Origin of the sequence: Desulfohalobium retbaense DSM 5692 (genome assembly GCF_000024325.1) — a bacterium.
Taxonomy (GTDB): Bacteria; Desulfobacterota; Desulfovibrionia; order Desulfovibrionales; family Desulfohalobiaceae; genus Desulfohalobium; species Desulfohalobium retbaense.
The window spans coordinates 2,592,190-2,616,448 of record NC_013223.1 but is presented as its reverse complement, the minus strand read 5'-3'; the positions used below and the strand labels follow the sequence as shown (position 1 = coordinate 2,616,448).

Below are 24,259 nucleotides of genomic sequence, written 5' to 3'. Positions count from 1 at the left end.
GTCAAGGGGCGGCACGACGGGCCTTGGGGCATTGTGTTTGCCAGGGCCCACGACAGCAATTGTGGATTTACATGGAAAGTGTTCATTTTTTCAAAGCCCTTGCCGATCCTACCCGGGTGCGCCTGGTCCATTTGCTCCAGCACTATGAACTCAATGTGGGTGAGATCGTGCAGATCATGGATATGGGGCAGTCACGGATTTCGCGGCACCTGAAGATTCTCGCCGACTGTGGTCTGTTGACCTCGCGCCGGGACGGGATGTGGGTCTTTTACCGCGGGGCCCGCCGAGGCAAGGCCCAGGCCTTTTTGCAAGCGCTGGCTCCGTTTCTGGCCGCGGAGGAGGACCTTGCTCCGGATCTGGTCCGGGCGGCCGAGGTCACCCGGCAGCGGGTCCATAGCACGCAACAATTTTTTGACGGTGTGGCCGCCCAATGGGGGGATGTCGGGCGCGAAGCCCTCGGCGGCTTTGATATCGCTCCGCATGTGGAGCGGATCATGCCCGAATGCGAGGCGGCGGTGGATCTGGGCTGCGGCCCCGGTGAACTGCTGCCGGTGCTCACCAAGCGGGCCCGACGGGTTATTGGGGTCGATAACTCGGCCAAGATGCTGACCCTGGCTCGAACGCACCTGCCCGGTGACCTGGACATCAGTCTCCGGCTCGGCGACCTGGCCCATCTGCCACTGCGCGATGGCGAATGCGGGTTCGCGGTCTTGTCCATGGTCCTGCACCATCTGGTCAGCCCGGGAGCGGCCTTGGGCGAAGCGGCTCGTATTTTGTCCCCCGGCGGCCAACTGGTGCTGGCCGATTTCGCCCCCCATGATCAGGAGGCCATGCGCGCGGCATACAGCGACCGTTGGCTCGGTCTGAGCCCTGAGGAAATTCAGCATTGGCTCGAGGGTGCCGGGCTGGCGGTGACCAATCTCTCCCGCGTCCCTGCGGATCAGGGATTAGAAGTTGTCGTCTATACCGTGATCAAACCCACTGAGGGGACCGCCCAATAGAACGTTTTCCTGAAGTTGTGGATTCGAGGTGGTCTCGGTCACGGCCAGACGGGGCCAACAGATTTTTGGATCAAGGACAGAGGGCGTCGTGCCTACGCCATAGCGCTGCGCCTCACGTATAATCAGAAACCGAGAAGGAGGTTGCCGTGGCCATTGCATTGGATCCGGCACGGGAATCGAAAATAGCCGACCCGGGACAGGCCCATTGGGGCCGGCAGGAAATGCGGCTGGCGGAAAAGGAAATGCCGGGGCTCATGGCCCTGCGGGAAAAGTACGGTCCGGATAAGCCGCTTTCAGGAATGAAAATCACCGGCAGTCTGCACATGACCATTCAGACCGCCATGCTTATCGAAACCTTGTACGCCCTGGGCGCAGACATCCGTTGGGCGTCCTGCAACATCTTTTCCACTCAGGATCACGCGGCTGCGGCTATTGCCGAAGCGGGCACGGCCAAGGTCTTCGCCTGGAAGGGGGAGACCCTGGAAGAGTATTGGTGGTGCACGGAGCAGGCCCTGACCTGGCCCGACGGCAGCGGCCCTGACCTCATCGTGGACGACGGCGGCGACGCGACGCTGTTCGTCCATCAGGGCGCCAAGATGGAAAAAGATCCGGCGTTGCTTGAGCAAAAGACGGACAACAAGGAATTTCAGTGCGTGCTCGACCGGCTCGTGGACAGCTACAACCGGGACCCGCAGAAATGGACCCGCATTGCGGCCAACATCCGCGGGGTCTCCGAGGAAACCACCACCGGCGTGCACCGCTTGTACCAGATGGCGGAAAGCGGCGAGCTGCTTTTCCCGGCCTTCAATGTCAACGATTCGGTGACCAAATCCAAGTTCGACAATCTCTACGGCTGCCGGGAATCCCTGGCCGACGGCATCAAGCGGGCCACAGACGTGATGATCGCCGGCAAGATCGTGGTCGTCTGCGGCTACGGTGACGTTGGCAAAGGGTGCGCCCAAGCCATGAAGGGGCTCGGTGCCCGGGTCCTGGTGACCGAGGTCGACCCCATCTGCGCCCTGCAGGCGGCCATGGAAGGCTATGAGTTGACGACCATGAACCAGGCGGCTTCGCTTGGCGACATTTTCGTCACCGCCACCGGCAACTACCACGTCATCACCGGCGCGCATATGGAGCAGATGAAAGACGAAGCCATCGTCTGCAATATCGGGCATTTCGATAACGAAATCGAGATGAATTATCTCGAGGACAACCCCAATTGCCATAAGGATAACGTCAAGCCCCAGGTCGATAAATGGACCCTGGAGTCCGGCAATTCCATCATTGTCCTGGCTGAAGGGCGACTGGTCAATCTGGGGTGCGCCACCGGACACCCGAGTTTTGTCATGTCCAACAGCTTCACCAACCAGGTCTTGGCCCAGATGGACCTGGCCCGGAACGAATATGAGCCCCAGGTCATGGTCCTGCCCAAATACCTGGACGAGGAAGTCGCTCGGTTGCATCTGGAACGTATCGGAGTGGTGCTGGAGAGCCTGACCCAGGAGCAGGCCGACTACATCGGCGTGCCGGTCAACGGACCTTTCAAGCCCGAGCATTACCGGTATTAACACCTTCGGTCCGGTGGGATCATGCCTGCCGGTCCTTTTAGATACCAAGGAGTAGAACAATGATCGCGAGTATGGAAAAGTATCTTTTTACCTCCGAGTCGGTCACCGAAGGGCACCCGGACAAGGTCGCCGACCAGATTTCGGATGCGGTCCTGGATTCCATTCTGGCCCAGGACAAAAACGCCCGGGTGGCCTGCGAAACGCTGGTGACCACCGGTCTGGCCTTTATCGCCGGAGAGATCAGCACCACCGCCTACGCAGACTTTCCGAGCATTGTCCGGGATACAGTCCGGGAGATCGGCTACACCAGTTCGGAAATGGGCTTTGACGCTGATACCTGCGGGGTGATCTCGTCCGTCGACAAACAGTCACCGGACATCGCCCAGGGCGTAAACCGGGAAAAGCCCGAAGAACAGGGCGCCGGTGACCAGGGCATGATGTTCGGCTTTGCCGTCAACGAGACCCGGACCCTGATGCCCGCCCCCATTTACTACGCCCATAAGCTCTCCCGCCGGCTGTCGTATGTGCGCAAGAAAAGTATCCTGGATTTTTTGCGCCCCGATGGGAAGACCGAAGTCTCCGTTGAATATCAGGGCGGTGTGCCGCAGCGTATCGACACCATTATCGTTGCCGCGCAGCATGACGACCAAATCGCCCAGGACGATCTGGTCGACGCCATCAAGAGCGAAGTCATCGGCAAGGCTCTGCCCGAAGAAATGATCGATAAGAATACCCGGATCTATATCAATACCACCGGCCGGTTTGTCACCGGCGGGCCCTTGGCCGACTGCGGCCTGACCGGGCGGAAGATTATCCAGGACACCTACGGCGGTATGGGCAATCATGGTGGCGGCGCCTTTTCCGGCAAGGATCCTTCCAAGGTCGATCGCTCCGCCGCCTATATGGGACGCTATATCGCCAAGAATATCGTCGCCGCGGAACTCGCGCAGCAATGCGAAGTGCAACTGGCCTATGTGATCGGTGTGGCCGAGCCGGTTTCTGTCCTGGTCAACACCGGAGGCACCGGTGAGGTTCCGGACGAGCGGTTGACCAAGGCCGTGCGCGACGTCTTTGACCTGCGACCCTATCACATTGTCCAGCGGCTGGATCTTTTGCGCCCCATTTATAAAAAGTCGGCCTGCTATGGCCATTTTGGCCGTGACAACACCGATTTTACCTGGGAGCGTACCGACGCGACCGAGGATTTGCGTACGGCGTGCAAGATCTGATTCCAAGGTGGCGCCAGAAATAGGCACTAAATGCAAAAAGGCCGCGGTCAAACGACCGCGGCCTTTTTCTTTGGTGCGCCCGGCAGGGCGCACCCACTTGGAGGTGAAAGTCCTCTACAGGCCCGACAAGGGGAACTGTTAGCCGGACGGCAAGGGTGTCCACCGCGAGGTGGGATCTGAAGGAAGCCGCAGGCAAAACGCTGGCCTGACGAACAGGAATCGCATACGAGGCGGCCATGCCGGGTAAGGAGTCCATTATCTTCAAAGCCCTGTACTTGTACGGAAAGCATGGACGTATATGCGGCGGGCATAAGCGTGAAGGTGGGTGCGCATTACCCGGGGAGGTCTGTCCGCCTGCCATGTGCTACCGGCGTCGCGAGGCGTCGGGACGGGCGGGCAGAAGTCAGCCGAGTGCATAGTAGGTCCCCCGACCGGACTGAAGGCCCGAACATCTAACACGGGACGGGAGCCCGAAATTTCGATGACGAACGGAGCCGCAGAAGGACGGGCTGGGACGCCCGTCGCCACACCCGAGGGTAGGGGACGGAATCCCCGAGAGTACGGTAGTGGTGCGTCAAGCGTCACGGCAACGAAGGAGTACTCCCATCCGGAGCAGCAGAGTTTGATGGAAGCGGTGGTCGGACGCGAGAACATGCTTGCGGCCTACAAGCGTGTACGCGCCAACAAAGGCGTCCCCGGAGTCGACGGCATGAGCGTCAACGACGTATGGGGATATTGCACGCTCAACTGGGCCCGAATCAAAGAGGAGTTGCTGGACGGACGGTACGAGCCGCAGCCGGTGCTCGGGGTGGAAATCCCTAAACCCGGCGGCGGGGTGCGCCAACTGGGCATCCCGACGGCGCTGGACCGCCTGATACAGCAGGCGCTGCACCAGGTGCTCTCCCCCATTTTCAACCCTCACTTCTCCGAATCCAGCTACGGCTTCCGGCCCGGTCGAAGTGCGCATCAGGCCGTGCTCAAGGCACGGGAGCATGCTGCCGCCGGCAAACGGTGGGTCGTGGACATGGACCTGGAGAAGTTCTTCGACCGCGTGAACCACGACGTGCTCATGGCGCGCGTGGCCCGCAAGGTGAAGGACAAGCGGGTGCTCGTCCTCATCCGGCGTTACCTGCAAGCGGGGCTGATGCAGGGGGGAATTGCATCGAAACGAAAGGAGGGCACGCCGCAAGGCGGCCCCCTCTCGCCGCTCTTGTCCAACATCCTTCTGGATGACCTGGACAAGGAGCTTGAACGCAGAGGCCACGCGTTCTGCCGATACGCCGACGACTGCAATATCTACGTGCAAACAAAACGGTCCGGCGAACGCGCAATGGCCTCGATCACCCGGTTTCTGACAGAGCGGTTGAAGTTGAGGGTCAACGCGGATAAGAGCGCGGTTGACCGGCCATGGAAAAGGAAATTCCTTGGGTACTCGATGACCTGGCATACGCAGCCGCGGCTCAAGGTTGCGCCCAGTGTGGTCAAACGCCTGAAACAGGCGGTACGGGAGGAATTTCGACGTGGGCGGGGACGGTCGCTCAAGAAGACGATAGACACCCTTGCGCCGAAACTGCGAGGCTGGATGAACTACTTCAAGCTGGCGGAGGTAAAGGGAGTTTTTGAAGAACTGGACATGTGGATTCGCCGCAGATTGCGCAATATCCTGTGGCGGCATTGGAAACGACCCTACGCCCGAGCAAGGAACCTGATTCGCCGGGGACTGACTGAAGAGCGCGCCTGGAAATCCGCCATCAACGGCCGCGGGCCATGGTGGAACTCCGGCGCATCGCATATGAACCAGGCATTCCCCAAGAAATACTTTGATTCACTTGGACTCGTGTCACTGCAAGATCAACTTCGCAAAGCTCAAAGTGTCAGGTGAACCGCCGTGGTACGGAACCGTATGCCCGGTGGTGTGAGAGGACGGGGGCCGCAAGGCCCCCTCCTACTCGATGGAAATGGGACCTCAAAAAGGGGCGAAGCAGCCAGACGGGAGTATGGGCTGCACCTGGCGATTATTCGGGTTGCCAGACGAGGGTGTCCAGGTCCACGGGGTTGTTCAGCAACCCTTTGTCGCGCATGAAGGTCTCCAGGGCTTCCCACCGCTGCCGGGTCTGGGCGGGGCTGCCCTTGAAAAAGGGCAGTGTGGCTTCGAAAGCGCGCCGGTTGAGTTCATTGGCGCTATCGGGATAGCTGGCGAAAAAAGCTTCTCTGGAGCGCTTTGGGTGTTCCAGGGTCCACTCGGTGCCCTGCTTTAAGGCATTGATCAGCCCGGCGACCTTTTCTGGTGCTTCGCTGACCGTTTTGGCGTTGGCGATCAAAACGAGTTCGTAGAAATCCGGCACACCGTATTCTTCAAAGGCGAAGACCCCGACGTCGAATCCCTCCAGTTCGGCCTGCACCGCTTCGTAATTGCGAAACGCCCCGGCGGAACCGGCGATCTTCCCGGACAAAAGTGGCTGGGTCAGATTGAAGCCGACGCGAACGGTCTCGTAGTCCTCCGGAGTCAGCCCGGCGTGTCCGGCCACAGTTTCAAACAGGACCCGGTACAGCGGCTCCACCGAATAGCCGATCCGTTTGCCCTTGAAGTCGGCTGGCGAGGTGATGCCTTGGTCTTTGCGGTACAAAACGCAGCTTAGGGGGTGCTGGACCAGAGCGCCGACAGCGACCACCGGGAGCCCTTCGGCTCGGGCCTGGAGCACGGTCGGCTGATAGGAGACGGCGAAGTCGACCTTGCCGGCAGCCACCAATTTCAACGGATCATTGGGATCGGCCGGGACCTGGAGATCGACCTCCAGTCCTTGGTCAGCAAAAAATCCCTGGGTCTTGGCCGCGTTCAAGGTGGCGTGGTTGGGATTGGGGTACCAGTCGAGCATGAGCGAGGTGGCACTGTGGGCCGGGAGGACCGAGGCCAGCAGGAATGTCAGCGTCAAAAGGGCACAACGTAAATGCATATACAACCTCCGTGGTGATTGGGTGAATACAAAAGGGGTTTGCCAAAGGCTCGGGGGCAAGGCTCGGGATTGTCGCCGAGCCGGTTCTGAAAATTTTGCCTGCGGCCTGAAAAAACTCGCTCGAAGGCAACGTAGTCCTCCTGCCTGCCGCGAGTGGAGCCGCCGTGGGAGCTTGTGTTTGTATTGTTGCGTATTGCCAGGTGGTGTGCCGGCAGGAGCAAACGCGGCCGAACTCGCTCAGACAGCTTTCAGGCCGTATTCAAAATCTCCAGAACTGGATTTCCAAGTTTGGAATTGACGCTGATTCAGTTCTGGAAAGCGTAACCCCGCGGTCAGGTCCGTCGCCAGGGAGTGAGCCAGCGTTCGACAAGCACGACCAGGGCGTAGAGGCCCACACCGATCATGGAGAGCAGGACAATGGCCGCAAAGACACGGTCGACTTGCATCTGGGCGTTGGCCTGGACCATATAGTACCCCAGTCCCTGCCTGGCCCCGACCCATTCTCCAATCACCGCGCCGATGACGCTGACGGCCATGCCGATCTTGGCTCCGGCAAAAATATGCGGCAGGGCCTGGGGCACCCGCACGGTCCAAAATATCCGCCACCGGCCGGCTTCCAAAACCCGCAGCAGATCCAACAGATCCCTGTCCGCGGCCTTGAGTCCCTGGACGGTGCTGACGGTGATTGGAAAAAAGACGATCAGGGCCGCCATGACCACTTTGGACCCAATGCCGTAGCCGAACCAGAGCACCAGAAGCGGGGCAATGGCGAAGACGGGGATCGTCTGGGAACCGATGACCAGCGGCAGCAGGGCCCGTTCCAGGATGCGTGAACCGGCGATGCCGGCACCGAGGAGCAGTCCGGCTGCCAGAGCGACCCCGAAACCGAGAACGATCTCGCTGCAGGTGGTCAGCGCGTGGGGCACGAGCCGGGGCCAGTGGGCGAGCAGGGCCTGGGCAATCCGGGATGGTGGCGGCAGGATATAGTGCGGCATATCCCATACGGCGACGCCGATTTCCCAGAACACGAGCAGGCCGGCCAGGACCGCCAGGGGCCAGAGGCAGTTCAGGAAACGGCGGCGCATGTAGGAGAGCTCCAGGTGTCCAACTGCTCCAGCAGGAATGCTTTGTGCTCCACAAAGGCCGGGTCCGTGACTTGGCGCGGGCGGGGCAAATCGACGGCAAGACTGGTCTGGACCTGGGCTGGGCAGGGGGTGAGGACCAGCACGGTGTCAGCCAGGATCAAGGCTTCGTCCACGTCGTGGGTCACGAGGATGATTGAGGCCCCCAAGGCGCGCCAGACTTGCAGAAGTTGGTCGTGCATGGCCCGGCGGGTGATGGCGTCCAGCGCGCCGAAGGGCTCGTCCAAAAGGATGACCGGCTTGCTGCACAGCAGGGTGCGCAGCAGCGCCGCGCGCTGGCGCATGCCTCCGGAGAGGTGGTGCGGATAGCTTCCGGCGGCCTCGGCGAGCCCGAACCCGGGGAGATGGTCGCGGACGGTTTGTCGGGCGGCCTTTTTGGGATGGCCCTGCATGAGTAGCCCCAGAGCGGCGTTGTCCTCAACAGTGCGCCAGGGCAGAAGCAGATCTTTTTGCTGCATGTAGCTGACACGGCCCCGCAGGTCGGAGACCGGCTTTTGGCCGTAGGTCACACTTCCCTCGTGCGTGGGCAAAAGCCCGGCCAGCACGTGGAGCAGAGTCGATTTGCCGCAGCCGCTGGGCCCAATCAGGGCGAGGCATTGTCCCGGGGGCAGGGCAAAGGTCATCTCGGAGAAGACCGTGCTCCCGTCCGCAACATAGCGAGCGGCCAGTTCGGACACGGCGATATGCTCAGGCGGATGCATGGGCATCGTCGGTTCCGAAGACGGCGGCGTAAGGGTTGGTCGGTCCGCGGCCGTGGCCCAGCGGTCCGGCTGCGGCGATGGCTCGGGTGATAAACCGCTTGGCCTGGGTAACGGCCTGGACCATATCCCCGGACTGGGCCAGGAAAGTGGCGATGGCCGCGGAGTAGGTGCAGCCGGTGCCGTGGGTGTGCACCGTGTCTACGCGGTGGCCCGGCAACCAGATGCCTTGGTGGCCGTCGAACAGGAGGTCCGCGGCATCGTCGACGAGGTGGCCCCCTTTGAGCAGCACATAGGCTGGCCCTCGGGCGTGGATAGCTGCGGCCGCCTGTTCCATGCCGGCCCGGTCGGTGACCGGAAAGCCGCAGAGCAGTTCGGCCTCGCCGAGATTGGGGGTGACCACAGCGGCCAGGGGAAAGAGGTTGTCCTGCAGCGATTGACGGGCGTCTTCGGCAAGAAGGGGATCACCGCTGGTGGCGACCATGACCGGATCGAGTACGAGCGGGGCGGCAGTGAGCGCCCGCAGCCCCTCGGCTACGGTCCGGACGATGCCGGCGGTGGCCAGCATGCCGATTTTGAGGGTATCGGTTCCGATGTCCGTGAGCACGGACTCCATCTGCTGCCGGATAAATGCCTCGGGTACGGGATGGACCCCCTGGACGCCGAGGGTGTTTTGTGCGGTCAGGGCGGTCAGGACACTGGTGCCGTGCCCGCCTAACAAAGCGATGGTTTTCAGGTCGGTTTGGATTCCGGCGCCGCCGCCGGAATCGGATCCGGCGATGGTCAAAATTTTCTTCATGGCTGCCTCCTTGTCGATGCCGGTGGCAATCGGTCCCGGCGCGCGATCCGAGGTCGGATTGCGCGGGCGGCAATCCCTGCGGCACAAAAAAAACCGCTTCCCTGATCAAAGGGAAGCGGTACGGCAGCGTTTTGGCAGACACCGGGTCTGACTCACGTGTCGACTCGCTTCCCTGCGCAGGTATTACCCAGTTCAGGTTCCAAGGGTCTCCCGATCGGTGTCGGGACTCTCAGGGGATATACTCCCCTCCCCTAGCGAAAGATTCACGCTAGCAGATCATTATGCTTTCTGTAAAGCGACCGGGCCACAGGGAATGTGTACCCGGGAGTGGATGGTTTTTTACGCGGCGCGTTCCAACTGTTCCTGGCATTCGATGCACAACCGCGCGCTCGGGCAAGCCACCAGCCGGGGCACGCCGATCTCCTCTCCGCATTCCTCGCACAGACCGTATTCCCCGTTGGCGAGTTGGTGCAAGGCCTGCTCCACTTCATGGAGCTGGTGCAACAGCCGTTGCTGGCGAAGCAAGGCGAGTTGGCGGTCGGTGGAGAGGGTGGCCTGATCTGCAGGATCTGCCAGATTATGGGGCATGGTGGCCAGGTCGTTTTGCATCTGGCCGATGGCCTCCTCCAATTCCTGCTTTTTCTGGGACAGTACAGTGTTCATGTGGTGCAATTGCTCGCGGTCCATACTGGTCTCCTTTTTTCAGGATGGCAACGAAGGGCTGGACTTGTGGACCCGTCCATTGTCCGCCTTGTAACCACCATGATCACTGTGTGCATGACCGTGCGGTGTCGAATGCAGCACAATAGAATGACGGTGGCCTTGTAAACGGCACACAGGCGCCATGCCTGTGTCACCGAAACGGGCCATAGCCTGAGGTGCGGAGGGAGACCGTGTGTGAAGGTATCGTGTTCTGTCGTTTTTGCGCAAAGGAGGAAGATATGCGCATGCTCAAAAAGCAATTTCTGCTGCGTCTGGCACTGTTTCTTGTGGTTGTGTCCCTGCTGCCGAGTCTGGCACTGGCCAAGCAGGCCAAGTACGTCTTTTTGTTTATCGGGGACGGCATGGGATTGCCGCAGCGCAGTGCAGCCGCTGAATTTATCCAAGGGGAATTGTTGATGGACAGTTTCCCGGCCCAGGGTATCACCTCGACCTATGCCGCGGACCGCTTTATCACCGGTTCGGCTCCGGCGGCCACGGCCATGGCCAGCGGCCAGAAGACGAACATCGGCGTGGTCGGTCTGGACACCCAGCTGCGCCCGGTGAAAACATTGGCGGAAATGGCCAAGGAGCAGGGCAAGAAGGTCGGGATTGTCTCCTCGGTGTCCATCGACCACGCCACGCCTGCGGCCTTTTATGCCCACGTCAAAGCTCGCGGCCAATACTATGATATTGATGTGGCCCTGGCGGAAAGCGGCTTCGACTACTTCGCCGGTGGGGGGTTAAAGGATCCGGACAACTCCCGCGACAATTCCGCAAATTACGTCGGCAACGCCCTCGATCTGGCCAAGGAAAACGGGTACACCCTGATCAATTCCAAGCCGGCCTTCGCAAAATTGGGCCCGGCTGACGGCAAAGTTTTGGCCTGGAATGACTGGCTGCAAAACAGCAAGGCCCTGCCCTACGAGATGGACCAGCGCCAGGATCAGGACATCTCGCTCAAGGAATTCACGGCCAAGGGCATCGAGTTGTTGGACAACGAGAAGGGCTTTTTCATGATGGTCGAAGGCGGCAAGATCGACTGGGCCTGCCACGCCAACGACGCCACCGCTGCCATTCACGACACCCTGGCCTTTGATGCCGCGTTGAACGAGGCTTACACATTCTATGAACAGCATCCGGAGGAAACCCTGATCGTGGTCACCGGTGACCACGAATGCGGCGGTTTGACCCTCGGTTTTGCCGGTACAAAGTACGCCACCAATTTCGAGGTCCTGGGCAAGCAGAAGATCTCCTTTCGCAAATTTACGCAGCAGGTTCTGCCGGCCTTCAAGGAAAACGGGGAAGCGAGCTTTGCGGACATCAAGCCGGTGATCGAAGACAATTTCGGCCTGCGCTTTGATGGTCCGGCCGAAGACCCCATGACCCTGGCCGCCCATGAGGTTGCTCAGATCAAGGAGGCCTTCGGGCGCTCCATGGGCGCGGAGAAGGTCAGCTCCGAGGACAAGCGGACCTACCTCCTCTATGGTGGCTACGATCCCCTGGCCGTGACCCTGACCCACATCCTGGACCAAAAAGCCGGCATGGGCTGGACTTCTTACAAGCACACCGGTGTGCCGGTCTCTACCTCGGCCATCGGAGTCGGTGCCAAACAGTTCAACGGGTCGTATGATAATACCGATATCGCCACGAAGATCATGGAAAGCATGGGCATCGCGCCCAAGGTCTATCTGGCGACCAACTAAATCCGAGTACCGCAACGAAGAAACAGACAGGGCGGCGGGCAAGTTCCGCCGCCCTGTCTGTATTCCGGGGAGGGGATATGGATTTCGTGACCCACTATCTGCGGCCCGAGAGCCGCGCGGATTGGATCTGCTGCCTGGGGTTCGTGCTGCTCAGTGCTGTCTTGTATTTGTTGCCCACCGGATTCGAAGATCAGGTCGACAGTCGAGGAGTGCGCTGCCGCGGGGAAGTGCTTTCAGTGGACAACAGCGAAGTGATCAAGACCGGAATGGTCAGTCAGGGGACGCAGGAACTGGAATTGGAACTGCTCGATGGGGCCAAGAAAGGCCATATTGTCGAGGCCAGCAACCATTTGATGGGGCAGATGGACCGCGACGAGATCTTCGCCCCCGGCGACGTCGCCCTGGTTGTGCTGACTCTCTCTCCAGACGGGTCCATCCAGTATGTCAATGCACAGGCCCAGTACCGTATCGGTGGAGAAATGGTCTTGCTGGGAGGATTTGCGGTGCTGCTGCTCCTCTTTGCCGGCTGGACCGGGGCCAAAGCCTTGTTGTCCTTTGCTTTTGCTGCCCTGGGAATCTGGAAGATTCTGGTCCCGGCGATGCTCAAAGGGGCTGATCCGGTGCTGGTCTCCCTGGCCGTGGTCGTCGGCTTGGCGGCGGCGATCATTTTTCTCGTGGCGGGGGTGAATCGGCGGGGATTGACGGCGTTTACCGGCTGTATTCTGGGGGTGGGCATCAGTTGCCTGCTTGGGCTCTATTTTGTCGAGAGCCTGCACATCCACGGCGCAGTGCTGCCCTTTTCCGAGACGCTGCTGTATTCCGGGTTCGCCCACCTGGATCTGGAGCGGGTCTTTATCGGGGCCGTGTTTCTGGCAGCCTCGGGAGCGGTCATGGACCTGGCTGTAGATGTGGCGGCGAGCATGGAGGAGGTGGCGGCCAAGAAGCCGGACATTTCCCGGACCGAACTCATCCGCTCCGGGCTGCACGTGGGGCGGGCGGTGGTCGGCACCATGACCACGACACTCTTGCTGGCCTACTCCGGGGGGTATGTGACCCTGTTTATGGCCTTCATGGCCCAGGGCATTCCCATGGTCAATTTTTTCAATCTGGTCTATGTGGCCGCCGAAGTGCTCAAGACATTGGTCGGCAGCCTGGGGCTGGTGGCCGTGGGACCGCTGACCGCGGTCGCCGGAGGGTTTATTCTGGCCCGCGGCGGGTCGCCCGCCAGAACTGCAGCGCCAGCCAATCCAGGACAAGCGCCGGGTTGACGTTGTGCTGCAGGGCCTCCTGGGCCTTGTGCAGGGTCTGGTCCAAAACGGGAAAGGTCGCCGGAGCGATGCGCTCGCGAAACAGGGAAGCCATCTTTGCTTCCGGTTGAGCGGACTGGGTCATGGCTGCCAGTAGTTCCCGCTGGCAGCGCGCGATGACAGCTTCGACGGTCAGTCGGTCCAGGCTGCCTTTGCGGCCGGTATGCTCAAAAAGTCCTTGGGAACGGACCCAGAAGGCCAAGAGCCGCTCGACCCATTGCTCGAGCTCCGGAGCCTCTTCAGCCGTATCCGCGTGCCAGTTCAGGGTCAGGACCCAACTCCGTGACACCAGCGTGGGCAGGATCCATTGCCGCTGGGGAGCGGTGAGAACGAAGGCGTTGCCAGGTGGGGGCTCCTCCAGGGATTTCAAGAGGGCATTGGCTGCCTCCTGGGTCAGCGACTGGGCCTCGTGGATGAGAATGACCCGAGTGCCCCCGTATTCTGGCCGGCTGGCCAACTCACGGCGCATGGTGCGAACCGGATCGATGCGGATGCTTTCCTGGCGCCCGTCGAGCACGATCAGGTCGCGGAAGATTTCTTCGGCGATCTGCTGGCAGGTCGGGCAGTGTCGACAGGGCGCTTCAGCCTGGAGGCAGTTGAGGCGGGCCGCCCAGTACAGGGCCAGGGCCCTGCGTTCGGGTTCGCGTCCTCCCTCAAGCAATAGCGAGGCGGGAACCGCTGTGCCGAGCCGGTCCAGATACCCTTTGAGGCGGGGCTGATGGTCGCTTGCTGGGAGGAAGGTCTGGGCCATGGTCTGCCTTGGCCGGGTGCAGCCGGCCTGGTGTGCAGGAAACAAAGCGTGCCCGGGCGGGACGGAAAATCCGTCCCGCCCGGGCATTTACATGCTAGAGAAAAAGGGTCTGGTTGCGATCCGGTCCAACGGAAACCATACCGACGCGCACGCTCAGGAGGTCTTCGATGGCCGTGATGTATTGCTGAGCGGCATGGGGAAGATCGCCCCAGGAGGTCACCTGACTCACGTCCAGATTCCAGCCTGGGAGGGTCTGATAGATCGGTTCGACGTGGGCGAGAGCGTTTTCCCGTTGCGGCGGGTGCGGCCATTCCTGGCCCTCAAAGCGGTACCCGACACAGATCTTGATCTCTTCCAGCCCGCTGAGGACATCAAGTTTGGTCAGGGCGATTTCCGCGGGGCTGTTCAGGCGGACCGACTCGCGCAAAAGCGGGATGTCCAGCCAGCCGCAACGGCGTTTACGTCCTGTAGTGGAGCCGTATTCAGCTCCTTTTTCCAGGAGGTGGGTGCCGGCTTCATTGTCCATCTCTGTCGGGAATGGGCCGGAGCCTACCCGAGTGGTGTAGGCCTTGACGATGGCCAGGACCCGGTCGATGGTGGCGAAGCCAACACCGCTGCCTGCCGCGGCATTGGAGGCGACAGTGTTGGAGGAAGTCACAAAGGGATAGGTGCCGTGATCGATATCCAGATGGGTGCCCTGGGCGCCCTCGAAGAGGACGTTCTTGCCGGTGACGCGGGCCGCCTCGATTTCGGCCGAAATGTCAGCCAGGTAGTCCCGAAGACGTTCGGCCCAGGGGCGGATCTCCTCAAAAACCTCGTCCGGATCAAGGGGCTCCGTGCCGTAGCAGTGAGCGAACAAGGCGTTCTTCTCTTTCAGGGCCAGTTCGATCTTCTCTCGCAGGAGATCGAAATCCAGGACATCGCAGGCCCGGATGCCGACTCGGGAGGCCTTGTCCTCATAGGCCGGTCCAATGCCCCGTCCTGTCGTGCCGATTTTTTCCTTGCCGGTCTTGGCCGCTTCTCGGGCCGCGTCCAGCCGTTTGTGATAGGGAAGGATGAGGTGGGTCTTGGGGCTGACCTTGAGCCGTTCGGGGCCAATCCGCACACCGTGACCACGCAGGCCGTCCACCTCATCGCACAGGACCTGGGGATCGAGAACAACCCCGTTGCCGATGCAACAGGTCTTGTCTTCATGCAGAACCCCGGAAGGAATGAGGTGCAGAATAACTTTCCGGTCGCCCACGACAAGGGTGTGGCCGGCATTGTTTCCCCCCTGGAAACGGACAATGAGATCGGCATTCTCCGTCAGCAGGTCAACAATCTTTCCTTTCCCCTCATCGCCCCATTGGGCGCCCATGACCACAATATTTGACATTTCCTACTCCTTCAGGAAGAACTTCAAGCCTGTACACCAGCACTTTGTGAGTAAAGGAACAAAACGGGGCTCGTCAATCCATTGGCCCCTGTATTCCGTCTATGCAGAATAAAAAACACCCGTTGTCCTATGAAATACCCCTGATTGCGGTTTTGGTGCTCGTGCAGATCGGGCTTGTCCTGTGGTATCTGCACCGCACAGGCCAGGTATTTCAATTTCAAACGGGTGTCACGATCATTTCCTTGGACCAGTCCCGGGAGCCGGGCCGTTTGAGCCCCTACGGCCCGGGCTTCGAGCGGGAACTGGTGGACTCTTTCGCCCGCGAAAGCGACCTCGCCGTTCGCTGGAACGAGGCCGACACCTGGCAGGAGGCCAGGGAAAAACTTCTCAACGGTAGCGGCGACCTCCTTATCGCGCCCGGAGTGCCGCCTATTTCCTGGCCAATCGACGGTCTGGCCGCCGGCCCGGTCTATCTGGACTCCCCCAGCCTGCTGGTCCACCATACCCAGCGTTTCGGCCTGCGATCCATCTACGATCTGTGCCAGGTCCCTTTGAACGTCCCAGCCATTCCGGCCCTGAATTCGCTGGTCTTCGATGCCGAAGTGGAGATCCCCTGCCGTCCGGAGGTCGTCACCCGTGGGGGCGGGGGGGTGCAGAGCCTCCTGGAGTTCATGGAGGCAGAAGAGGCCCGCTTTGCTTTGGTGGACAAACACCGTTTCCAGGCCTGGGCCCCGTTTTACCCGGAAGTGCGCCAGACCTACACGTTTCCTGACCAGGCCAGTCTCGGCTATCGCTGGTATTGGGCGACTGATCGGCCCGAAGTCAGTCAGGCGCTGAACGCGTTCTGGGAACGCCCGGAGCAGGCCACCGTTTTGGCCCAGCTCCGGGAGCGCTATGCCGGCTTTTTCCCGGCGCAGCCGGATTACTATGAACTGCGCCACCTGTCCAAAGTCTTGCGCAACCGGCTCCAGCGGTACCTGCCGACCATCCGCCAAGCCGCCGAGGAAAATGGCCTCGATCCTTTATGGTTGGTGGCCATGATCTACCAGGAATCCCATTTCGATCCCCAGGCCACAAGCCATACAGGCGTCCGGGGGCTGATGCAGATCACCCGGAATACGGCCCGAGAACTCGGCATCGACAACCGGCTGGATCCCGAACAGAGCATTCTCGGCGGGGCACGGTATGTAAAATATCTCTGGGAGCGTTTCGAGGGCCAGGGACTGGAGGCATGGGACCGGTGGTTCATGGCCCTGGCTGCCTACAATCAGGGCTACAACCACGCCCGCGACGCTATGCGCCTGACAGAACAACTCGGCAAGGATCCCCACTTTTGGGGGGACATCAAGAGTGTCTTTCCGCTTTTGAGTTACAGCCGCTACCACTCCCGAGTCGAAGCCGGATACGCCCGAGGCTTCGAGGCTGTGGACTACGTCCAAAGCATCCGTTTGTATTATTACATCCTACACGGATTCGTCTCCCTTTCGCGTCCGGAAAGTGAGTACCTTGCCCCGTTGCTTGGGCTCGTCCCCCGGGGCTGGCCCGGTTGACGTCTTTTCCGGCTTTTCAGGGGCCACCTCTGGCGCGGGTGGCTGGGACTGGGACCAATAATGGTTGAACAGCTGGTTTTTCCAGCGCACCGTTTGGATCATACCCAGGATCAGCACCGCTTCCTCCCAGGACCGGGTCGGTTGAAAATCTTCGACAATCGCCTGATATTTTTCCCACAAGGCCATGAGCGAAGCCTCGTCGTAGTCGCAAAGTTGTTTTGCCAGTTTTTCGAGCGCTTTCTCCACGATAGTCTCCTTGTCTCTCTTCAGGGGAGGCGGGGGGTCTGAAATTGCCCCGCTGCAAGCCCTGTGCTAGAAATCTTTCCTTGTCCAAAAAACGGTTTCCGGTCAACTCACCGGCTTTGTGCGTAACCATGTCCCCTAACGCAAAGAGATGGTGCCTTATGGCTGATTTGAAAAAAAAGTATCACACGATCCAACAGGACCCTTTCCCAGACACTATGCGCCTCGTTATCGGCGATCAGGAGCTGGTTTTCGCCAAGCGCACCTGGACGATCGAGGGGGAGGCCAAAGGGCTGCGGTATGGCGAGAATCCGGACCAGCCAGCGGCATTGTATGCCCTGGAAGCCGGCAGCCTCGAACTCGGCGGCGTCACATTCCGCGAACAGGGGCAGGGACTGGTCTCGGCCTTGACCGAAGAGCATATACTGCAATCCGGAAAGCATCCGGGCAAGATCAATCTGACCGATGTCGATAACGGGATCAATATTCTCCAATATCTGGGGGCCAAGCCGGCGGCCGTGATCCTGAAGCACAACAACCCTTGCGGCGCGGCCTGGTCCGACCAAGGGCTGGCCACGGCTCTGGAAAACGCTTTCGCCTGCGACCGCATTGCCGCCTTTGGCGGGACTGTGGTCGTCAACCGCCCGATCGACCAGGCAACGGCTACGTTTTTGAGCCAGTCCTATTTTGAAGTCGTGGCCGCCCCGGACTACGAGGCCGGGACGGTGGACATTCTGCAAGGGCGCAAGAATCTGCGCATTTTACAGGTTCCCGGTCTGGCCAACCTCGATTTTCTCTTGCAGCGCCCGTATCTGGATATCAAATCATTGACTGACGGGGGCATGGTTGTCCAGTTCTCGTTTCGCAACCAGATCACGAGCGCTGAGCAATGGGAGCCGGCCCGGGCCGAAAAAGACGGGCTCATCGTCACGGCCCGCCCCCCTTCGGCTCAAGAGGCCGAAGATCTCCTCTTTGCCTGGGCCGTGGAGGCCGGCGTGACGTCCAATTCGGTCATCTTCGCCCGCAACGGGGCCACAGTCGCGATCGGCACCGGGGAGCAGGACCGGGTCGGCTGCGTTGAACTGGCCATCCATAAAGCCTACACCAAGTACGCTGATGGACTCGCCTTTGCCCAAAGCGGGGGATCGTTGTACCAATTGAAGAGCCAAGCCCGGACCGGAGACCAGGAAGCCGCGCAACAGCTCGAGGCCATCGAGGCTCAGACCCGGCGTGAGCACGGCGGACTGCCCGGCTCGGTCATGGTCTCCGACGGATTCTTTCCCTTTCGTGACGGCGTAGATGTGGCCCTGGCCGAAGGGGTCAGCGCCATCGCTCAGCCCGGTGGCTCCATCCGCGACGTGGAAGTGATCCAGGCCGTCAACGAGGCCGAGCCCCAGGTGGCTATGGTTTTCACCGGTCAACGATCTTTTAAGCACTAGGGGCCCGAGGCGCCCCAGACGACAAAGGCGGCAGAGTGACACTTTTGTCTTTTTTCAGGCCCCATAACCTTGAGGTGATGAGTTTTTTCTATGCGACATGAGACTCAGCAGATCACCTCGGGGACGGTTGTTGAATTCATGCAGAGCAACCAGCCGATTGTGGCCTGGGTGGTCGACGCCCAACCCAATCGACTGCGTGTGGTAACGATCAATAAACGGGAAAGCAAACTCCCTGCGGCCCGGGTGCTGCCCTGGTCCGGGCCGAGCTACACCGCCGCAGCCTCCCGGGAGGAATTCCTGGAGCGCCTGGAGCAGCACCAGCAGCGCCGGGTGCAATTGGCCGCAGAACTGGAGCCCGAGTCCCTGTGGGACTTGGTACGCGACGATGTCCAGCGTGGCACGGCCCGGTGGTTTGCTGAACTCATCTGGGCCGACCCTGACGCCGACCAGATCGCGGCCATGGGCCGGGCGCTTTTGGAAAGCAAAGCCCACTTCAAGTTCGTCACTCCCAATTTTGAGATTTATTCCGAGGAAAAGGTCCAGCTTCGCCTGGCAGAGATGGAAGCGGCCCGGCGGCGACAGGAACTGATCGACCACGGCCACGGTTTTTTAAAGGCGCTCTGGGCCAAGCGCCGGGGCGAGGAAACGGTCCTGCCGGAATTGTCGGCGGAATTGGTCGACCAGTTGCGCCAGCTTCTTCAGCGGCGCATGGCCGATCCTGAAGATGGGGAAACCGCCAATGTCTGGCGGGAACTGCGCAAAGGACTGCCCGACGACCCCCATTTGCCCTTGCGTCTGGCCCAGGCCTGGGGACTTGTTCCCGAGCACTATAACGTCCTTCTGGACCGGGCCGGGTACAGTTGGGGCGACGGTTGGTCCCAGGCCTATACGCAGGAAATTGAACGTCTGGAAAACGTTGTCGGGGAGGGCGCCGGCAATCCGGAACCGGAGCGGTTCGTCAGCATAGACGGGGCCTCGACCGAAGACCTCGACGACGCCTTTTTCCTTGAGCGCGACGGCGAAGGGTACCGCTTGACGCTCGCCCTGGCCTGTCCGGTCTGGGGATGGCACTTCGGCAGCCCGCTGGACCAGGCCGTGGCTGAGCGGGCGACAAGCCTGTATCTCCCGGAAGGAGCGAGCCACATGCTCCCCGAACGGCTCGGCACCGGGCTGTACAGTCTGCGCGCGGGACAGACCCGGCCGGCCCTGCTGGTGGACATGGCCCTGGATGCGCGTGGGAGCCTGCAGGAGGTCTCTCCCCGTCTGGGCTGGGTGCGGGTGGCGGAAAATCTGACCTATGCGGCGGTGGAAGAGGCTATGGCCGGGGGAACGGCCCCGGCCATGCTCACCGAGGCCCTGGATCTGGCGACCACCCTGCGCGACCGGCGGATCCGCAACGGCGCCGTGATCATTGAGCGCCCGGAACCCGAGTTGGTCCTCGAAGATGAGGGGCAGACCACCAGAGTCCGTCTGGAGATGAAGGAACCGACCCCGCAGGCCCAGTTGGTGGTCAGCGAATTCATGATCCTGACCAATCGTGCTGTGGCCCAGTGGGCCAACGCTCAGGGGGTGAGCCTGGTCCACAGGACGCAGGATATCAATCTGGGAAACGGCAGCGCGGGGATCTGGAGCGATCCGGCCCAGGCCTACCAGATCGTGCGGCAAATGGGGCCGTCCAAACTCGCGTTGGCGCCCCAGCCCCATGCGAGTCTTGGGGTCAATGCCTATGTTCCGGTCACCTCCCCCTTGCGGCGTTATACCGATTTTCTCAATATGGCCCAGATCATGACCTTTGTGCAGTCGGGCCAGGCGCGTCTGGATGCGGCGGCCTTTGAAGAGCTGTTGCCGTATCTGAGCGCTCGACAGGACAATGTGGCCCAGATCCAGCGGTTTCGGCCACGATACTGGAAATTGGAGTACCTGCGCCAGAATCAGGACGCGTGGTGGCCGGGTATTGTCGTCGAGGCCGGTCCCAAATTGATCACGGTGGCGCTACCCCGGGAACAGGTCCTTTTGCGGGGCAAACGCAATCTTTTCGATGAACCCCCCTCTGTCGGCGAGCGTCTTCTGGTCCGGGTGGGCAAAATCGACCCCTTGAACAACGCAATCGAACTCATGGAAGTGCGGGAGGAAACATGGGACAATTCCTGTTTACAATAGGCTGGCTGGCCCTGTGCTACCTTTTGGGCAGTGTCCCGTTCGGTTTGGTGATCGGCCAGGCCGCATGCCGGATTGACCCCCGGCATTACGGCAGCCGCAATACCGGGGCCACCAATGTCGCCAGGACCTGCGGCACCAAATACGGGGTGGGGACGCTGTTGCTTGATATCGGCAAAGGGGGAGTGCCGGTGGCTCTGGCCATGGTCGTGAGCACATCTCCCTGGTTTTTGAGCCTGACCGGTGCGGCTGTGCTTCTCGGACACATGTTTTCCGTGTTCCTGGACGGCAAGGGCGGCAAGGGTGTGGCCACGACCATCGGGGTTTTTCTGGTCCTCTCCTTTTGGCCCCTTTTCTGGAGCTTGGTCCTGTGCCTGCTGCTCATCTGGTGGACAGGTTTCGTTTCCGTCGGGTCGCTGGCCCTGGTGACTGCTTTGCCTGTTTTGCTGGCAGTTTTCGGCCAGTGGGGTTTTGTGCCTCTGGCCCTGGTGGTTCTGTTGCTTGTGTATTGGCGGCACCGGGAAAATATTGAACGCTTGGCCAAAGGGGCGGAAAACCCCTGGCGCTGAACCGAACCTGGTCGCCGTGACGCACAAGGTGGTTTCCGGAGCGCCGGCGCCCCTCACTCGAGCGTTTTGACCACAGGGATGGAGCCCGGTTGCGCAGCATAGTGCGCAACCGGGCTTTTTTTGACGTCATCATGCAAAATAGGGGAACGGGTGGAGCCGGTGTGGTGCCACAGCCTGGGAAACAGGCAGCAAGCTGAGTGTTGAACGCTTCCTGTATAATGCGGGTCGTTCAAAAATCCCAAGAACGAGGCGCGAAAACGTTCAAGGTCGCAGGGTACTTGTCCGTAGGTCCAAGTTTGAACGTTTTGCAACTGTCAGCCATTGGGAGGTTTTCAACGGCCAGCTAGGCCGGAAGCCGTTTGAGTATGGCTTGGACCAGATCCTCGAGGCCGCCTTTGTCCAGAGCGGTGGTCGGCAGGCCGTGGGGAAAGATATTCAGGACGCGCTGGCGGGCCTCAGGTTCCAGGGTGTCCCATTTGTTCAGCGCCAGCAGACGGGGGATGTCCTCGAGGCCCATGTCCTGGAGAATGGCGTCCACGGCAGCGACCTGTTCTTCGAGTTCCGGGTGACCGGCGTCGGCGACCTGGATCAGGACATCGGCCTCTTCGAGTTCTTCCAGGGTGGCCAGGAAGGCTTCGCGCAGGTCTTCGGGCAACTCGCGGATAAATCCAACCGTATCTGTGAGGACCACTTCGCGATCCTGGGGAAAGCGGATGCGGCGGCTGGTGGGGTCCAGGGTGGCGAAGAGCTTGTCCTCGGCCACAACCTGGCTGTGGGTGATGGTGTTGAGCAGGGTGGACTTGCCGGCGTTGGTGTAGCCCACCAGGGCGACAATGGGCACGCCGGCGTCGGAGCGACGGGAGCGGGTGTGAGCGCGGTGTTTGCGGACCTTGTCCAGTTCCTTGCGGATGCGGGTGATCCGTTCGCGGACTTTGCGCCGGTCCAGTTCGAGTTTCGTTTCCCCCGGTCCCCGACCCCCGATGCCGCCGGCCAGGCGACTCAGGGCCCTGTTTTGTCCCACCAAGCGCGGCAAGGTGTATTTGAGCTGGGCCATTTCCACCTGGAGTTTGCCGGCACGGCTGGTGGCGTGCTGGGCGAAAATGTCCAGGATGAGTTGGGTGCGGTCCAGGACCTTGCGTTCGGTGACCTGGGCCAGGTTGCGCATCTGGCTGGGGCTGAGTTCTCCGTCGAAGATGATGATTCCGGCGTTGGCCTGGAGCGCTTTGACTTCGAGTTCGGCAAGTTTGCCGCGACCGAGGATGAATTTCGGATTCAGGCGGGCCACTCGTTGGACCAGTCGTCCGGCCACATGGAGACCGGCGGTCTGGGCCAAATCGTCCAGTTCGTCGAGTTCGGCCTCCAGACGGGCCCTGGGCTTGGTGCCGACACTGACCAGAAGCGTGGTGTTTTCCCGGGCTTGTAAAGCGATGCCTTCCTGGCGCCGGGCCAACTCCTCTTCCAGGGCTTCGGCCTGGGCGTTGAAGTCGATGTCCACCCGGTCCCACGGTTGCCGTTTGGAAACGGTGTAGGGTTTGGCGTCGGCGTTGGCCGGCAGAAGGTGGGCCCATTGCATGTGCCCGGGGGTGCCGTGCGAATCGACCTCCAGAACCGTGATGGAGTCCAGGCGCAGGAAGACCATATCCATGAGGTCTTCCTCAGAGAGCCCTTCCTGGCCCAGATGGGTGTGGACCAACCGTAAACCGCGCAAGCGCCCGGAATGTTGCCGCTGCCGGCCGAGTTCGGGAATGACGATGCGTCCGGGCTCGCCGACGACGACCATTTCCAGCCGGCCTTGGCGGTCGATCAACAACCCCAATTGGCGGCCGACCTCGTGGGTCAAACCGGCGACTTCGCGGACCTGTTCGCGGCTGAGTCCCCCCTGGCTTGGATACCGGCGCTGGGCGAGACGTTGGAGCTTTTTGAGCTGGCTGGGCTTGAGCCCTGACGTGGAACCTCGTACTTTGGCGGCGATGGGGGCTGCTCCTTTGCTCACTTTCGGAGGTTATTGCTCCTGGACGGGGCGGAGATAGTCGGCGATCATCGCGTCGTAGCGCGAGACCTGGGCAAAGGTTTCGGCGGCGCATTGCTGCCGGATACTCATGCCCACAGTGCCGTTGTTGTCCTGAATTTCCTGGCGGATACGCGGATACCAATGCGGACCGGGCACGACGCAGACGGAATGGAAGTTTTTGGCCGCCGCCCGGAGCAGGGTCGGTCCGCCGATATCGATCTCTTCCACCGCTTCGCGCACGGACTGGTTCTGGGCCACGGCCTTGCCGAAATCGTAGAGATTGACACAAATGAGATCAAAAGGGGCGATGTGATGGTCCTGCAGGGTCTGCATGTGCTCGGGATTGTCCTTATCGGCCAGAACGCCGGCGTGGACGTTGGGGTGCAGGGTTTTGACCCGTCCGCCGAGAATTTCGGGGAATCCCGTGATTTCGTTGACGGAGCGCACCGGGAGCCCCGCTTGGGTCAGCTGGCGCATGGTTCCCCCCGTGGAAACCAATTCGACCCCGGCCTGGTGCAGGGCGCTGCCGAACTCAATGATCGAGCTTTTGTCAGTGACACTGATAAGCGCCCGTGCGATGGGCAAAAATTCCATGACAATTTTCCTCTCGTGTTTCCTGAATTCGGTTCTTTGACGGATCCTGTGAATTTTTGGAGTTTGCCGTCTCTTCTGTGTGCCCACTTTCGGCCCGGTATTTTCTCAATCCCGCCAAAGGGGGATCCTTGCCCCCTCCGGACTCTCAAGTAAAGCAGAACTCCAGGTGTCGAAGATGGCCCTTGTTGCATCGGAATCCGCCTGGGAGCATTCAGTTCGCGGTCCGGTTTCCCCCTTTTGGCGGGACCAAGAAAATGTGCGGGCCTTTCGCTCGAAGCACACAGAAGAGACGGCAAACTCTTGCGTCTGAAATTCCATGCCCTGTGACGAAGAGCCCTGAATTCATGGCCCAGGGGCCTGTGGCTCGGCAGACGGTGCCGATCCCGGGACACGGCCCGAATGTTTTCTTTGCAGGTGCCAAAATTCCGGATGCCTAGCAAGGTACGCCCGGCGATGCCGGTTTGAAA

Annotated in this window: 20 protein-coding genes and 1 riboswitch; of the genes, 10 read left to right on the top strand and 10 right to left on the bottom strand. The window is 60.9% G+C overall.

Features of this window, described 5'->3' with window-relative positions; translation table 11 throughout:
• The first annotated feature begins 71 nt into the window (after positions 1 to 71).
• The 4 genes from DRET_RS11530 (at position 72) to ltrA (ending at position 5,680) form a co-directional block, all read left to right on the top strand.
• Positions 72 to 1,001: an ArsR/SmtB family transcription factor gene (locus tag DRET_RS11530; protein ID WP_015752725.1), complete on the top strand. Its 930-nt coding sequence runs from the start codon at positions 72 to 74 to the stop codon at positions 999 to 1,001.
• Positions 1,002 to 1,153: 152 nt separating this feature from the next.
• A complete protein-coding gene (gene ahcY / locus DRET_RS11525) occupies positions 1,154 to 2,569 on the top strand; it encodes an adenosylhomocysteinase (protein WP_244147942.1) in 1,416 nt (471 codons plus the stop codon).
• 59 nt (positions 2,570 to 2,628) lie between these two features.
• Positions 2,629 to 3,798, top strand: a complete 1,170-nt coding sequence (gene metK / locus DRET_RS11520) for a methionine adenosyltransferase (RefSeq protein ID WP_015752723.1) — start codon at positions 2,629 to 2,631, stop codon at positions 3,796 to 3,798.
• Positions 3,799 to 4,423: 625 nt separating this feature from the next.
• Entirely contained in the window at positions 4,424 to 5,680 is a 1,257-nt protein-coding gene (gene ltrA, locus DRET_RS11515) for a group II intron reverse transcriptase/maturase (RefSeq protein ID WP_244147912.1), read from the top strand.
• A 133-nt stretch (positions 5,681 to 5,813) separates the two neighbouring features.
• Here the strand turns inward: ltrA and DRET_RS11510 are convergent, their stop codons facing one another.
• The 5 genes from DRET_RS11510 to DRET_RS11490 all read right to left on the bottom strand — a co-directional run bounded on the left by DRET_RS11510 (position 5,814) and on the right by DRET_RS11490 (position 10,078).
• Positions 5,814 to 6,752 (bottom strand): ABC transporter substrate-binding protein, encoded by a 939-nt coding sequence (locus DRET_RS11510; protein ID WP_015752722.1) that lies wholly within the window; start codon positions 6,750 to 6,752, stop codon positions 5,814 to 5,816.
• 332 nt (positions 6,753 to 7,084) lie between these two features.
• Positions 7,085 to 7,837, bottom strand: a complete 753-nt coding sequence (locus tag DRET_RS11505) for an ABC transporter permease (RefSeq protein WP_015752721.1) — start codon at positions 7,835 to 7,837, stop codon at positions 7,085 to 7,087.
• Positions 7,819 to 8,601, bottom strand: a complete 783-nt coding sequence (locus tag DRET_RS11500) for an ABC transporter ATP-binding protein (protein WP_015752720.1) — start codon at positions 8,599 to 8,601, stop codon at positions 7,819 to 7,821. Before DRET_RS11500 ends, DRET_RS11505 begins: the two co-directional genes overlap by 19 nt.
• Positions 8,582 to 9,391, bottom strand: a complete 810-nt coding sequence (thiD, locus tag DRET_RS11495; RefSeq protein WP_015752719.1) for a bifunctional hydroxymethylpyrimidine kinase/phosphomethylpyrimidine kinase — start codon at positions 9,389 to 9,391, stop codon at positions 8,582 to 8,584. Before thiD ends, DRET_RS11500 begins: the two co-directional genes overlap by 20 nt.
• A gap of 152 nt (positions 9,392 to 9,543) precedes the next feature.
• Positions 9,544 to 9,654: riboswitch (TPP riboswitch) on the bottom strand.
• Between the two features lie 76 nt (positions 9,655 to 9,730).
• On the bottom strand, positions 9,731 to 10,078 hold the full coding sequence (locus DRET_RS11490) for a TraR/DksA family transcriptional regulator (RefSeq protein ID WP_015752718.1): 348 nt from the start codon (positions 10,076 to 10,078) through the stop codon (positions 9,731 to 9,733).
• A 254-nt stretch (positions 10,079 to 10,332) separates the two neighbouring features.
• Between DRET_RS11490 and DRET_RS11485 the strand changes: the two genes are divergently transcribed.
• A complete protein-coding gene (locus DRET_RS11485) occupies positions 10,333 to 11,796 on the top strand; it encodes an alkaline phosphatase (RefSeq protein ID WP_015752717.1) in 1,464 nt (487 codons plus the stop codon).
• A gap of 77 nt (positions 11,797 to 11,873) precedes the next feature.
• On the top strand, positions 11,874 to 13,064 hold the full coding sequence (locus tag DRET_RS11480) for a YibE/F family protein (protein ID WP_015752716.1): 1,191 nt from the start codon (positions 11,874 to 11,876) through the stop codon (positions 13,062 to 13,064).
• Here DRET_RS11480 and DRET_RS11475 read toward each other — a convergent pair.
• Positions 12,994 to 13,854 carry a DNA polymerase III, delta prime subunit gene (locus DRET_RS11475; protein WP_015752715.1) on the bottom strand — a complete coding sequence of 287 codons (861 nt, stop codon included), beginning with the start codon at positions 13,852 to 13,854 and terminating at the stop codon, positions 12,994 to 12,996. The two genes, DRET_RS11480 and DRET_RS11475, sit on opposite strands and share 71 nt — an antisense overlap.
• Before the next feature lie 94 nt (positions 13,855 to 13,948).
• Complete coding sequence (locus DRET_RS11470; protein ID WP_015752714.1) at positions 13,949 to 15,229, bottom strand: adenylosuccinate synthase; 1,281 nt, start codon at positions 15,227 to 15,229, stop codon at positions 13,949 to 13,951.
• Positions 15,230 to 15,330: 101 nt separating this feature from the next.
• On the opposite strand from DRET_RS11470, the gene DRET_RS13140 reads away from it, so the two are divergent.
• On the top strand, positions 15,331 to 16,779 hold the full coding sequence (locus DRET_RS13140; protein ID WP_015752713.1) for an MltF family protein: 1,449 nt from the start codon (positions 15,331 to 15,333) through the stop codon (positions 16,777 to 16,779).
• Here the strand turns inward: DRET_RS13140 and DRET_RS13500 are convergent.
• Positions 16,693 to 17,025, bottom strand: coding sequence for a hypothetical protein (locus tag DRET_RS13500; protein WP_015752712.1), 333 nt, complete (start codon positions 17,023 to 17,025; stop codon positions 16,693 to 16,695). The two genes, DRET_RS13140 and DRET_RS13500, sit on opposite strands and share 87 nt — an antisense overlap.
• A 158-nt stretch (positions 17,026 to 17,183) precedes the next feature.
• On the opposite strand from DRET_RS13500, the gene DRET_RS11455 reads away from it, so the two are divergent.
• From DRET_RS11455 to plsY, 3 genes are all read left to right on the top strand, one after another.
• Positions 17,184 to 18,461, top strand: coding sequence for an IMP cyclohydrolase (locus DRET_RS11455; protein ID WP_015752711.1), 1,278 nt, complete (start codon positions 17,184 to 17,186; stop codon positions 18,459 to 18,461).
• Between the two features lie 90 nt (positions 18,462 to 18,551).
• The gene (locus DRET_RS11450) at positions 18,552 to 20,621 is read left to right on the top strand and encodes a ribonuclease catalytic domain-containing protein (RefSeq protein WP_015752710.1); all 2,070 of its coding nucleotides are present in this window, start codon (positions 18,552 to 18,554) and stop codon (positions 20,619 to 20,621) included.
• On the top strand, positions 20,597 to 21,187 hold the full coding sequence (gene plsY / locus DRET_RS11445; protein ID WP_015752709.1) for a glycerol-3-phosphate 1-O-acyltransferase PlsY: 591 nt from the start codon (positions 20,597 to 20,599) through the stop codon (positions 21,185 to 21,187). Before DRET_RS11450 ends, plsY begins: the two co-directional genes overlap by 25 nt.
• A 343-nt stretch (positions 21,188 to 21,530) precedes the next feature.
• On the opposite strand, the gene hflX is transcribed toward plsY, so the two are convergent.
• Both hflX and DRET_RS11435 read right to left on the bottom strand, forming a co-directional pair.
• A complete protein-coding gene (hflX, locus tag DRET_RS11440) occupies positions 21,531 to 23,180 on the bottom strand; it encodes a GTPase HflX (protein ID WP_015752708.1) in 1,650 nt (549 codons plus the stop codon).
• Between the two features lie 9 nt (positions 23,181 to 23,189).
• Complete coding sequence (locus DRET_RS11435) at positions 23,190 to 23,792, bottom strand: IMP cyclohydrolase (RefSeq protein ID WP_015752707.1); 603 nt, start codon at positions 23,790 to 23,792, stop codon at positions 23,190 to 23,192.
• Positions 23,793 to 24,259 lie beyond the last annotated feature (467 nt).

Bases quoted from the DNA above. Each gene is read 5' to 3' on its own strand.
- plsY (WP_015752709.1), top strand. From the start codon at position 20,597: ATGGGACAATTCCTGTTTACAATAGGCTGGCTGGCCCTGTGCTACCTT.
- ltrA (WP_244147912.1), top strand. From the start codon at position 4,424: ATGGAAGCGGTGGTCGGACGCGAGAACATGCTTGCGGCCTACAAGCGT.
- DRET_RS11475 (WP_015752715.1), bottom strand. From the start codon at position 13,854: ATGGCCCAGACCTTCCTCCCAGCAAGCGACCATCAGCCCCGCCTCAAA.
- DRET_RS11505 (WP_015752721.1), bottom strand. From the start codon at position 7,837: ATGCGCCGCCGTTTCCTGAACTGCCTCTGGCCCCTGGCGGTCCTGGCC.
- DRET_RS13140 (WP_015752713.1), top strand. From the start codon at position 15,331: ATGCAGAATAAAAAACACCCGTTGTCCTATGAAATACCCCTGATTGCG.
- DRET_RS11450 (WP_015752710.1), top strand. From the start codon at position 18,552: ATGCGACATGAGACTCAGCAGATCACCTCGGGGACGGTTGTTGAATTC.
- DRET_RS11435 (WP_015752707.1), bottom strand. From the start codon at position 23,792: ATGGAATTTTTGCCCATCGCACGGGCGCTTATCAGTGTCACTGACAAA.
- DRET_RS11510 (WP_015752722.1), bottom strand. From the start codon at position 6,752: ATGCATTTACGTTGTGCCCTTTTGACGCTGACATTCCTGCTGGCCTCG.
- metK (WP_015752723.1), top strand. From the start codon at position 2,629: ATGATCGCGAGTATGGAAAAGTATCTTTTTACCTCCGAGTCGGTCACC.
- DRET_RS11470 (WP_015752714.1), bottom strand. From the start codon at position 15,229: ATGTCAAATATTGTGGTCATGGGCGCCCAATGGGGCGATGAGGGGAAA.
- DRET_RS11490 (WP_015752718.1), bottom strand. From the start codon at position 10,078: ATGGACCGCGAGCAATTGCACCACATGAACACTGTACTGTCCCAGAAA.
- DRET_RS11455 (WP_015752711.1), top strand. From the start codon at position 17,184: ATGGCTGATTTGAAAAAAAAGTATCACACGATCCAACAGGACCCTTTC.
- DRET_RS11480 (WP_015752716.1), top strand. From the start codon at position 11,874: ATGGATTTCGTGACCCACTATCTGCGGCCCGAGAGCCGCGCGGATTGG.
- DRET_RS11485 (WP_015752717.1), top strand. From the start codon at position 10,333: ATGCGCATGCTCAAAAAGCAATTTCTGCTGCGTCTGGCACTGTTTCTT.
- DRET_RS11500 (WP_015752720.1), bottom strand. From the start codon at position 8,601: ATGCCCATGCATCCGCCTGAGCATATCGCCGTGTCCGAACTGGCCGCT.
- DRET_RS11530 (WP_015752725.1), top strand. From the start codon at position 72: ATGGAAAGTGTTCATTTTTTCAAAGCCCTTGCCGATCCTACCCGGGTG.
- thiD (WP_015752719.1), bottom strand. From the start codon at position 9,391: ATGAAGAAAATTTTGACCATCGCCGGATCCGATTCCGGCGGCGGCGCC.